This is a genomic window from Humibacter soli, assembly GCF_054779035.1.
Genome location: NZ_BAAGYX010000004.1, coordinates 37,862 through 48,947 on the forward strand (window position 1 = coordinate 37,862; position 11,086 = coordinate 48,947).

General features: G+C 67.3%; 8 protein-coding genes, 1 tRNA gene and 1 other RNA gene. 8 read left to right on the plus strand and 2 right to left on the minus strand.

The features are described 5' to 3' along the window. From ACYVDN_RS18030 to ACYVDN_RS18060, 7 genes are all read left to right on the plus strand, one after another. A complete protein-coding gene (locus tag ACYVDN_RS18030; protein ID WP_460573958.1) occupies positions 1-474 on the plus strand; it encodes a GNAT family N-acetyltransferase in 474 nt (157 codons plus the stop codon). 46 nt (positions 475-520) lie between these two features. Further along, positions 521-970, plus strand: a complete 450-nt coding sequence (locus tag ACYVDN_RS18035; protein ID WP_460573960.1) for a GNAT family N-acetyltransferase — start codon at positions 521-523, stop codon at positions 968-970. 148 nt (positions 971-1,118) lie between these two features. After that, complete coding sequence (locus ACYVDN_RS18040) at positions 1,119-1,871, plus strand: GntR family transcriptional regulator (protein WP_460573962.1); 753 nt, start codon at positions 1,119-1,121, stop codon at positions 1,869-1,871. A gap of 10 nt (positions 1,872-1,881) precedes the next feature. Continuing rightward, positions 1,882-2,583: an L-threonylcarbamoyladenylate synthase gene (locus ACYVDN_RS18045; RefSeq protein ID WP_460573964.1), complete on the plus strand. Its 702-nt coding sequence runs from the start codon at positions 1,882-1,884 to the stop codon at positions 2,581-2,583. A 205-nt stretch (positions 2,584-2,788) separates the two neighbouring features. After that, positions 2,789-4,936, plus strand: coding sequence for a phosphocholine-specific phospholipase C (locus ACYVDN_RS18050; protein WP_460573966.1), 2,148 nt, complete (start codon positions 2,789-2,791; stop codon positions 4,934-4,936). 3 nt (positions 4,937-4,939) lie between these two features. After that, a complete protein-coding gene (locus ACYVDN_RS18055; RefSeq protein ID WP_460573968.1) occupies positions 4,940-7,963 on the plus strand; it encodes an InlB B-repeat-containing protein in 3,024 nt (1,007 codons plus the stop codon). A 153-nt stretch (positions 7,964-8,116) separates the two neighbouring features. Next, positions 8,117-9,562: a DUF3761 domain-containing protein gene (locus tag ACYVDN_RS18060; protein WP_460573970.1), complete on the plus strand. Its 1,446-nt coding sequence runs from the start codon at positions 8,117-8,119 to the stop codon at positions 9,560-9,562. 10 nt (positions 9,563-9,572) lie between these two features. Here ACYVDN_RS18060 and ACYVDN_RS18065 read toward each other — a convergent pair whose 3' ends face one another. Both ACYVDN_RS18065 and ACYVDN_RS18070 read right to left on the minus strand, forming a co-directional pair. Next, on the minus strand, positions 9,573-10,283 hold the full coding sequence (locus ACYVDN_RS18065) for an alpha/beta hydrolase (protein ID WP_460573972.1): 711 nt from the start codon (positions 10,281-10,283) through the stop codon (positions 9,573-9,575). 120 nt (positions 10,284-10,403) lie between these two features. Next, positions 10,404-10,491, minus strand: a tRNA-Ser gene (locus ACYVDN_RS18070). A gap of 166 nt (positions 10,492-10,657) precedes the next feature. Between ACYVDN_RS18070 and ffs the strand changes: the two genes are divergently transcribed. Then, positions 10,658-10,754: signal recognition particle sRNA small type (gene ffs / locus ACYVDN_RS18075), an RNA gene on the plus strand. Positions 10,755-11,086 lie beyond the last annotated feature (332 nt).

An 11,086-nucleotide genomic window follows, 5' to 3' on the forward strand; every position in this document is an offset into this window, starting at 1 on the left:
ATGGCCATCGACCTCAACGCCGAAGCCGGCGCGCAGGACGAGCGGAACGCGACCCTCATCGCCGCCGTCGGGAGCACCAAGCTCGCCGACATCCGATCCGACTGGGAACTGGACATCAACGACGACACCGAGCACGGTCGCTGGGAGGCCGTGCTGAACGAGGACACCGTCGCCGAGTTGCCGTACCGGTACGTCGGCGGCCGCATCGTTCTGCTCTCGACCTGGGTCGCGCATCCCTACCGTCAGCAGCGCGTGGCCACCGAGCTCATCGCGCGCGTGCTGGACGAGATTCGCGGCACGGGCAAGAAGATCACGATCATCTGCCCCGTGGTCGGCGCGTTCATCGCGCGCAACCCGGAATACGCTGACCTCATCGACGACGTGCATCCCGGCTCGGGTGCGTACCCGTCGGGGCGTCCGGCCGCCGGTGACGCGGATGACCAGCTGACCACCTTCGAACAGGACCTCGGCTGAACGTGGACATCTTCTCCACGATCGAACCTCTCCAAGGAGCAATGACATGACCAGCCAGCACGCGGACCGCTACCGGTTCGAGTACCCGGATCAGGCCGGCTACCCCGACGGGGTCGGCACCCTGACCGAGGACCAGGTCATCCTCATCGATCAGGTGCTCGACGGTGACGAGACGGTCGACATGGACATCACGGTCATCAACGAGGAGGAGAACGAGGTCTACACCGCCATCGTCGGTGACACCGCTCTCGGCGCCATCACGTACAGCCGCACGCCCGACCACATCGTGCTGCTGGCGGCCGCGGTGTACCCGGAGTTCCGCCGACAGGGCGTCGCGACGGAGATGATCCGTCAGACGCTCGACGACGTGCGCGAGCAGGGCAAGAAGGTGACGAACCTCTGCCCGATCGTTCGCACCTTCATCGACAAGCACCCGCAGTACGAGGACCTCATCGATCCGGACAGCCCCGGCGTCCTGAGCAGGGGCGGGCACTGAGCGACCCTCGTCTTCTTCTCCGCGAAAAGTCGCGAATCGCAGGCAGGTGAACAGCCGCTGAAGCCCTCGTGGAATCCGCTTCGTGGCACCTCGGTCGCTGTCACACTCGATGAGACGTGAGAACCACCTGCGACACCGATGGATGACCGTGAACGAGCGAGCCGCCACCCAGCCGCGCTATCACGAGGTCGCCTCGGAACTGCGGCGCCGCATCGCCGACGGAAGCGTCGAGCTCGGGTCATCCCTGCCCTCGGAGCACGCGCTGGCCGAGCACTTCGGGGTGTCGCGCGACACGGTGCGCAAGGCGCTCGAGCGGCTGCAGCTGCGCGGCATCGTGGATGCACGGCACGGCGTCGGCTGGATGGTGCAGTCGTCCCTCCACACGCAGCCCTTCGGTGTTCTGCGCTCGTTCGCGCAGTGGGCAGAGGATCGCGGGCTCGCGGCGGGAGGCCAGCGCATCGCGCAGGAGCGCTCGGCCGCCGACGCCGCCGAAGCACGCGCACTGCACCTGCCGCTGGGGAGCGAGGTTCTGCGCGTCACCCGCATGCGCACCCTTGATGATCGTCCGGTCATGCTCGAGCGCACGACCTACACGCCGTGGGTGGCCGACGTGATCGAGGGACTGCCGCCGGACGCGCCGTCGGTCGTCGCCGCGCTCGAAGAGGCGGGGATCACCGTTCAGTTCGGCAAGCACCACATCGATGCGGTCTCGGCGTCGAGCGATGATGCGCGGTTGCTCCGCATCCGCAGGTCCAGCCCCCTGCTGCGGATCGAGCGCGAGACCTTCGGTCACGACGGTCGCGCCATCGAGCACGGTGAGGACCGCTACCTTCCCGACACCATCAAGTTCGAGGTCGACTCCTCCGCCACGAACGCGAGGGTCGGCCACCCCTTCCTATGACGAGCGAGCGATGACCACCATCTACGACTGCAACGACCCCGAGCAGCGCGTCGACGGCCTTGCCGCCGCGCGGGAGGCGATCTCGCGCGGCGAGCTCGTCGTCATCCCGACGGACACGGTGTACGGCATCGCCGCCGACGCGTCCGACGCCGCGGCGGTGCAGCGGCTTCGGGATGCGAAGGGCAGCGGCCGCAGCGCACCTCCCGCCGTTCTCGTGTCCGAGCCGGTGGCCATCAACTCGGTGGCGTCCCGCGTTCCGGGGGCCGTGCACCAGCTCACGCCCCGGTTCTGGCCGGGGGCACTCACGGTGGTGCTTCAGGCACTGCCGACGCTCGGATGGGACTTGGGCGACAGCAACGGCACCATCGCCGTGCGAATGCCCGCCGACGAGTTGGCGCTCGAGCTGCTGCGCGACACCGGACCGCTCGCGGTCTCGAGCGCCAACACCGCCGGGACCCCCGCGGCGACGTCGACGCTGGCAGCCTTCGAAGCGCTGGGTGACACGGTTGCGGTCTATCTCGACGGCGGTGATGTCGGGACCGAGCTCGCCCTCCCGTCCACGATCCTGGATGCCACACCCGAGGCCGGCACCGGCCACTTCCGGGTTCTGCGGCACGGCGCGATCAGCATCGAAAGGCTGCGCATCGTGCTGGGCGACGACGCCGTCATCGACGCGACCGCCGGCTCCGAGGAGCCGGTGCCGACCGACTGATCCACCCAATCGGGGGTCACTGAACCCATCACTGTGCACAGTCGAGGGGTCCGGATTCGGGGTGTCACGGCGTGCCGCCGCCACTTGATCGGTCGCCGTTCACCCGGATGTCACCCTCGGCGATTGGCATCGCGGTTGGGCCTCACGGCCGGGCCGCGAATCCGCGAGCACCGCCTGGCCTCCTCGACGAGACAGGAGATCCCCCATGACCATCGAGTCCGACCAGCCCGAATCGCAGGACCTCGGTGCGGAGAGCACCGAGGCGAAGGGCGTTGACCGTCGCGGCTTCCTGAAGGTGACCGGAGCAGCCGCCGTCAGTGCCGGTGTTGCAGGCGTCGCCCTCACATCGCCGCTGGACAGCTCTGCCGCAGATGCGGCGGAGGCCGCGCACGCAGCCCCGAAGGGCATCACGCGCACCATGTCCGACCTCAAGCACGTGGTCATCCTGATGCAGGAGAACCGCTCGTTCGACCACTACTTCGGCGAGCTCCCGGGCGCGCGCGGTCACAACGACAAGCAGGCGCTGAAGTTCCAGGACGGCACGTCGGTGTTCCAGCAGCGGGACGCCGCCGGGGCCATCCACACCCCTCAGGTGGATGACAGTGCCTGGGGCACCGACCACAGCTTCACCACCCTGGGCGGGCGCCAGTGGAACACCTGGGTGAAGGAGAAAGGGGCGGAGGCGATGAACTACCACTCGCCCGCCTACATGTCCTTCTACTGGTCGCTCGCCTCGCAGTTCGCCGTCGGAGACCAGTACTTCTGCTCGATCCTCGGACCGACCGACTGCAACCGCAAGTACCACTGGAGCGGCATGTCGAACGGCGAGATCGGCAACTCCGACGAGGCGAACTACGACCGCAACTGGATCACGGTGGCCGAGCAGCTTCAGCAGGTCGGCATCGACTGGCGCATGTTCTCCGACAACAGCGGTTCGGGAAACGGCGGCCGCCAGGCCTACCGCAGCGACTGGCTCGGCGACTACGGCGACAACGAGCTCAAGTACTTCAAGGGTTTCGAGCCGAACGGACTCGCCGCCTCCGACCCCAAGCTCGCCGAAGGGACCGGCCTGATCTGGCGCGCCAACGCGCAGTACTACCTGCCCAGCCCGGCATCGAGCGTCGTCGCGAACACCGACTCGGCGGCGAACCTCGACTACGTGCTGAAGGACTTCATCGCGGCGTGCGCACCCGATGCCGAGCATCCGCTCCCCGCGGTCTCGTGGATCACAGCCCCCTACGGCTGGTGCGAGCACCCCGCTGCCGATTCCCAGCACGGTGAGCGCTATGTCGCGCGCATCCTGCAGGCACTGCAGAGCAACCCGGAGATCTGGAACAGCACCCTGTTCCTCATCAACTACGACGAGAACGACGGCAAGTTCGACCACGTGCTGCCTCCGTACGCGGAGCCCGGAACCCCCGGCGAGTACACGAACAAGGCGGAGAAGATCAACGTATCGAACATCGTCACGACGGGCGGATCGCCGATCGGCCTCGGGCCGCGCGTTCCTCTGGTGATGGTCTCCCCGTGGACCCGCGGTGGATGGGTGGCCTCCGAGGTCTTCGACCACACGTCGATCATCAAGTTCCTCGAGACCTGGGCATCGCACCTCGGCAAGCCGTTCACCTCGCCGAACATCAGCGACTGGCGTCGATCCATCGTCGGCGACCTGACAAGCGCGCTCGACTTCGCGCACCCGCAGTTCGGTCCGGCGACGTTCCCGGACCCGGTCGCTGAGGTCGCTGTGACCGTTGCTGACGACCACATGAAGCACCGCGCGCTGCCGTTCCACGGGCACGCGACCCTGACCGAGGACCGCACGACGGGGAAGGTCACCGCGACGCTGTCCGCTGAAGGCCCCAAGGGCAAGGCGCTGAGCTTCCAGGTCTTCCCGGATGCCTACCTGCCGTTCTCGAACACGCCGGTCACGGTGGCAGCCGGAGCAACCGCACCCTACGTCTGGGATGCGACGACGACCGACGGCAAGTACGCGTTCTCGATCTACAGCAACGACGGCTTCGTGCGCTCCTTCGCCGGACAGCTCGTGCCTGCCGATGAGTCGCAGGTGGGCATCCCGCGCGTCGAGGCGAAGCTCGAGAAGGGCCCGAACGCCCGCATCAAGTTCACGCTGCACAACGACGGTGCGCAGCCGGTGCGTCTCACGCTGACCGCGAACGACTACGCCGGTGAGACCACAGTCGTCGAGCTCGACGGCTCGAAGCACAAGACGCTGCAGTGGGACACGCAGGACGGCTACTACGACGTCATCATCACGGCCGACACCGGCAACGGCTGGACCCAGCGCTTCGCAGGTCGCGTCGCCACGGCCACCGGCAACGCGCAGAGGAACTGACCGATGATCAAGGATGTCCGCGCAAGACTGACCGCTGCCGTGCTTGCTGCTGCGGCGCTGATCCTCACGCTCTTCATCGCCGTGCCGGCTTCCGGTGCTGCGGCCGCCGATGCGACAGCCGTGACCGGGGTCGTGACGTCGACCCCGGTCATCCAGGCCGGAACACCGCTCGAGGTGGACTTCGGGGCGCCGTCGAGCCAGGTCAGCGTCACGAACTGGGTCGGTTTCTACTACAACCAGACACCGGGTGCCTCGTGCCCGTCGCCGTCGACGTACTGGCAGTACACGTCGACCGGCGGCACGAGCGAGCCCGCCGCAGGCACACCCGCGCCGGCAACGGGAACCCTCACGTTCGACACGCACGGGTGGGCCGCAGGCAACTACGCCGTCTACCTCTGCTACAACGACGGCTACACCAAGGTGGGCACCGCCATCACGGTGACGGTGCTGCCCGCGCCGGGCATCCTGAACGCGGACTTCGCGTCGGGAGCTCCCGTCGACCACGCCCAGGGCCTGGCCGCGACCACCTACGGCGCTCCCAAGGTCGCAGCCGATCCCGCCCTCGGCGGGCAGCAGGCCGCGACCTTCAACGGCACCACCGACGCATACCAGTTCGACTTCTCGAGCCAGTACAGCAAGCTGGCCAGCGCGCTCACTGTCGAATGCACGTTCCGCTGGAACGGCGCCGCACTCTCGACGCTCTCAGCCGGCGCGTTCCCGTCCATCTGCTCCGGCGAGCAGAGCGGCGGCATGAACATCGAGGTGTACAACAACAAGCTCAACGCGAGCATCGACGTCGGCGGATACAAGTACGCCTACGCAGCGGCGGATGCCGTCACCCCCGGCACCTGGTACGACGCGGTCGCGACGTGGAACGGCTCGACCCTGAGCCTGTACCTCAACGGCGCGCTCGCCGCCTCGACTGCGGCCGCCGGCACTCTGACGCTGCCGGCATCCGTGTCGCAGAAGTGGACGCTGGGCGCGGATGTGAACGGCAGCGGAGGCATCGAGGCTGAGGCTCCTGTGAGCCTTGCGGCATCCCGCATCTGGAACACGTCGCTCACCGCGACGCAGGTCGGCGCGCTCTACGCCATGTCGGCCAACAGCGTCACTCTGCAGCAGACCGGAAAGGGCATGGCGGCGGCGACGCCCGCCAACGCGGGAGCCGGCCAGACGGTGACGCTGACCGAGACGCCGGCGACCGGCTATCACTTCGGTGGATGGCAGGTGACGAGTCCTGCGGACGGCAGTGTCACGATCGGCAGCGACGGCACGTTCACCATGCCGTCGGTACCCGTCACGATCGCCGTTCCGTTCGCGCCGAACGCCTACACCGTGCACTTCGACGGGAACGGCGCGGACGGCGGCGCGACGGCGGACGAGTCCTTCTCCTACGACCAGCAGGCAGCGCTCACGGCGGACGGCTTCACCAAGTCCGGCGACGAGTTCGCCGGCTGGACGACGACCCCGACGGGCAACCCGGCCTACTCGGATGGCGCGCAGGTCTCGAACCTGTCGGCGAAGGACGGCGACACGATCACGCTGTACGCGGTGTGGATCCCGGTGGGCTCGCACCTCATCGTGGTGAACTCCGGCGGCCACGGAACGGCCGGCGCTGCGGTGCGTGGTGCGGTGCCCGGCGACCGTGTCGCGCTCACCGCGAAGCCCGACACCGGCTACCACTTCGCCGCGTGGAAGGTGACGGCGCCGGCTGACGGCAGCGTCAGCGTCGCGTCCAACGGATCGTTCGTCATGCCAGACCAGGGCGTCACTGTCGAGGCGGACTTCGCAGCCAACACCTACACGGTGAAGTTCGACGGCAACAAGGCGACGGTGGGTTCGATGGATGACCTCGCGGCCACCTATGACGCCGCCGCGACGTTGCCCGCGGTCGGCTTCATCCGCGACGGCTACATGCTCGCAGGATGGGCGACGACCGCGAATGGCGACGTCGCGTTCGCGCCCGGCGCCTCCGTGAAGAACCTCACGGCGACGAACAACGGCGTGGTGACCCTGTACGCGAAGTGGACGCAGCAGGTAGCATCCGCCGGCTCGTGGCCGAGCTTGAAGCCGGGTTTCGTGACGGACACGTTCAAGCTGCCGGAGAGCCCGACGGGCGACATCCATCAGCAGCTCGCCGGCCTGTGGAATGGTGCAGCGCCGACGAGTTACGCGAAGACGGCCGGCGCATCGTGGCTGAAAGTCAGCTCGACCGGCGTGGTCACCGGCAGCGTGCCACGCAAGACCGGGTCGGATGACACCATCACCGTCACCGCCGACAACGGCACGACGACGTCGACGATCCTGGTCGAGGTCAGCGCGCCAAACGGGAAGGGCGTTCAGATGAAGGCCGCGACGTGGAACGCGTGGAACGACGGGGCGAACGTGACGGATGCGGTCGGCAAGAACCTCGCGGTCGTCGCGTCGCGCGGCATCGGCGTGATCGGATTCCAGAGCGGCGGCGGTGCGATGGCGACACAGCTCGCGTCGGCGCTGGGGTGGAATGCGCGTGTTGCCGGTGATCTGGGCATCCTGTCCGCATATCCGTTCACCTCCGCACAGCAGACGCAGCCGACCGCGGCCGTTCCGGCGACGGCTGCGACGGTGAAGGTCGGCGACCAGTCGGTGCGGGTGTGGGATGCCCTCCTCGCCGACGCGCCGGCCACGAGGGAAGCCCAGGCTGCGGCCGTCGCGCGAGCCGCGAGGCCTGAGTCGGGGAAGAACGCGGAGCCGGAGATCCTGCTGGGCGACTTCGGGGCGTCATCCGTCGAGGGTGCATTTGCCAAGGTGGGCCTCACGGACTCGTACCGTGCCGGGAACCGCAACGCCACCGCGAACCCTGGTGACACGCTGCTGTTCGTGAGCCCGAGCGACCGGGTCGACTTCGTGGACTACGCAGCATCGAAGGCGCTCGACGCGGTGGACTCCGACACGCTCTACCTCGGCTGGCCGTCGTCGACGAGCCCGGCGGGCAACTCGTGGGCCAGCGACCACAAGGCGGTCGTCACCACGTTCGACGTCGGGTAGGGCCTATCGGCGATCACACCCCCGTGACGCGAGACCCCCGCATCATTGCTTGAGCAAGGGTGCGGGGGTCTCGACGGGTCTGGTGGCAGAGGTCGTCGCCTATACCCGTTCTGGGGACAGCGACGCAGCTGAGCGAATTCATAGACTCTGCCGGTGACGATCGGCGACCCACATCCAGATCAGGCTCCACCCGGCTGGTACGACGACGGACATGGGCGTCAACGTTGGTGGGATGGCACTCAGTGGACAGCGCACTATGCCCCATATCCGCCGGCGAGCCAACCTGCAGCGGCGAGAACATCCGACAGCGCGATTGCCTGGTTAGTGCTAGGCATCCTCGGCAGTCTGGTCCTGGCCGTGATCGGTGGGGTTTCGGCTGGCTTCGCCGGATTCGTGATCTGTGGTTCGTTGCCGGTTCTCATCACCGCGATCATCGGCCTACGCCGCCGTCGTCGAACCTGGCTGAATGTGGGCCCAAGCGGCACTCTGGTCGCTCTGATCGTTGCGTCTGCGGTCGTATTCGTGGGTGCAGTGTCCACGCCGGCGCAAGTGGCAGCCAGCTCTGCTGCCCAGAATCATCGGCGGGTGGCTCCGCAGCCGTCGCAGAGCGCGCCAGCAGAGGCAGGGACAACAAGTCCGACACCGACGTCGACACCGGTGGGGCCCGCGACTACTGCCGCCAACCCCGCAAGTGGCCAGATCACCCTGAACGTCTTGGCGGCGTTGCCGGTCAAACCTCGGTCAGCGACGGTCGGCTATGACCGCGTCATCGACTTCGGCACCCCATGGTTGGACATGGACGCCAACGGGTGTGACACTCGCGACGACATCCTTGCCCGTGACTTGCACTCCGTGGTGAGGGACGGCTCATGCGTCGTGACGTCCGGTACCTTGGCGGATCCATACACGGGCACCACGATCGAATACAAGCGCGGCGCAGACACCGCGCAGGCGGTGGAGATCGACGATGTCGTCGGGCTGGAAGATGCCTGGGAGACTGGTGCCTCCGCGCTTACCCTCGATCAACGCGAGACGCTGGCGAACGACCCCCTCAACCTGCTGCTTGTCGGCGGCCCGGCGAGCAAGTCCAAGAGCGGCGAAGACGCATCTGCGTGGTTGCCGCAGAATAGCTCGTTCAGCTGCGCATATGTCACCCGTCAGGTCGCGGTAAAGGCCGCCTACGACCTTTGGGTGACGCAGGCGGAGCACGACAAAATGAAGTCGGTCTTGTCTACATGCCCGGGCCAGACAATGCCGGTGTCATCATTCGCAACTGGCTCTGTCGTGACTGCTCCGGTGCCTCCCACCGCGACGCCGAGTCCAACATCAGCTCCGCCTGCTCCAAAGCCAGTTGATCCCGCCCCGGCACCTGCTGCTCCCGCGCCTGCAGCCCCGGCACCGGCCGCTCCTGCACCTGCTGCTCCTGCACCTGCTGCTCCTGCACCTGCTGCTCCTGCGCCTGCTGCTCCCGCGCCCGCCGATCCCGGCAATGCCGCGACGGCGTTATGCAACGACGGCTCGCTGTCGTTTTCGCAACATGCCTCCGGCACATGTTCGCATCACGGCGGCGTGCAGATCTGGTATCACCATCCGTCATAAATTCGGCCGATCAGGATTCGGCGGCGGCGCGGATGAAGGCGGCGACCCTTTCGTGCTGCGGAATGAATGCCGTGTGCGATCCGTCGATGTGCTCGGTCGTGGCGCCCATCCGGTTGGCCCAGAACGCCTCTGCTTCGGGCGAGATGGAATTGTCCCGGTCGGAGACCAGGAACCAGCTCGGAATGTCGTGCCATCCGGCGGCGGTCGCGTTCTCAGTCAATGATGCGACCGCCAATGGCCGCTGGGTCGCGTACATCACAGCAGCAACCTCAGTCGACGAGTCGGCGCAGAAGACTTCCTGAAAGCGGCCCTTGTTGACGTAGATCTCCGGCCCGCCCGGCGACCCCACAGCGTCGTAGGGCGTTGGCGTGTTCTCCGTGGCCAGCAGGGGCGGAGGGAACGCCGCCTGGGCGCTGACGCAGCTCTCGCCCACATCGAGTCCGAACGCGGCAAGGTACACGAGCGCCTTGACGTTGCCCATACCCGCGGACGCCTGGCTGATCACCGCTCCTCCGTAAGAGTGGCCGACCAGCACCACCGGCCCGTCGATCGCTCCGACGACAGCGGCGATAGTCGCGGAATCGGTCGTGAGACTGCGGAGCGGGTTCGGCGGCGCGACCACCGAGTATCCGGATCCCTCGAGGTCGCCTATGACTCCGGCGAAACCAGACGCATCGGCGAAAGCGCCATGAACGAGCACAATCGTGGCTTCAGCAGACATGGCTCGTCTCCTTTCCCGTTTCATGAGATGGGTGGATGACAGGCCCCGAGGCGGAGACCGCCATGGGGTCATCCTCGAACCGGCACCATCCCACGTCAAGGGTCGGGACATCAGAGCAAGTGGCGGAGGATGGGGGATTCGAACCCCCGAGGGCTTTCACCCAACACGCTTTCCAAGCGTGCGCCATAGGCCACTAGGCGAATCCTCCGGTCGGCCGTTCGCAAACGGCCTCAGAGAATCTTACCCGACGCGGAGGCGCCTCCCGACCGACGGTAGAGGCACCGACGGGGGAACGGACGGCGGCTGCTCCATCCGGTGAAGACCGGGCCAACAGCAGACGCGCAGGCGGGGCATCCGCGAGCCGGTACACTGTTGGAGGCTCCTCGCGTGGCGCCATCCAGGCCAACTCCCCCAGGACGGAAACGTAGCAAGGGTAACCGGGCTCTGGCGGGTGCGCGAGGGGTCCCTTTTGTTTTTGCGCGCCGGTCCCCGCCCGGCGCGCCGCTGTTGGCTGGGTGGGTGGCTGTAGCGATTCGCCGACGCGGTCGCCGAATCGGTGAGCGGGTCACGTTGTCGACGTGGCTTGGTTCACGTTGGTGCCTGGACATCTCTTTGTGGCTAGTTATCGTCTTTGCGGCGGGCTGGCGGGCTGGCCGGCTGGCTGGCTGGCGCTGCCGCCACCGCTGCTGCGGCTGCCACTTCCGCGATCCGCGATGCGCCCAGGGCGTCTTCTCTCGTCGTCCACAGGGGGTGCCGGGGTGAACGTTTGTGGGTGGCTGGGCGGGGCCTGGCGCGTCGCGCGG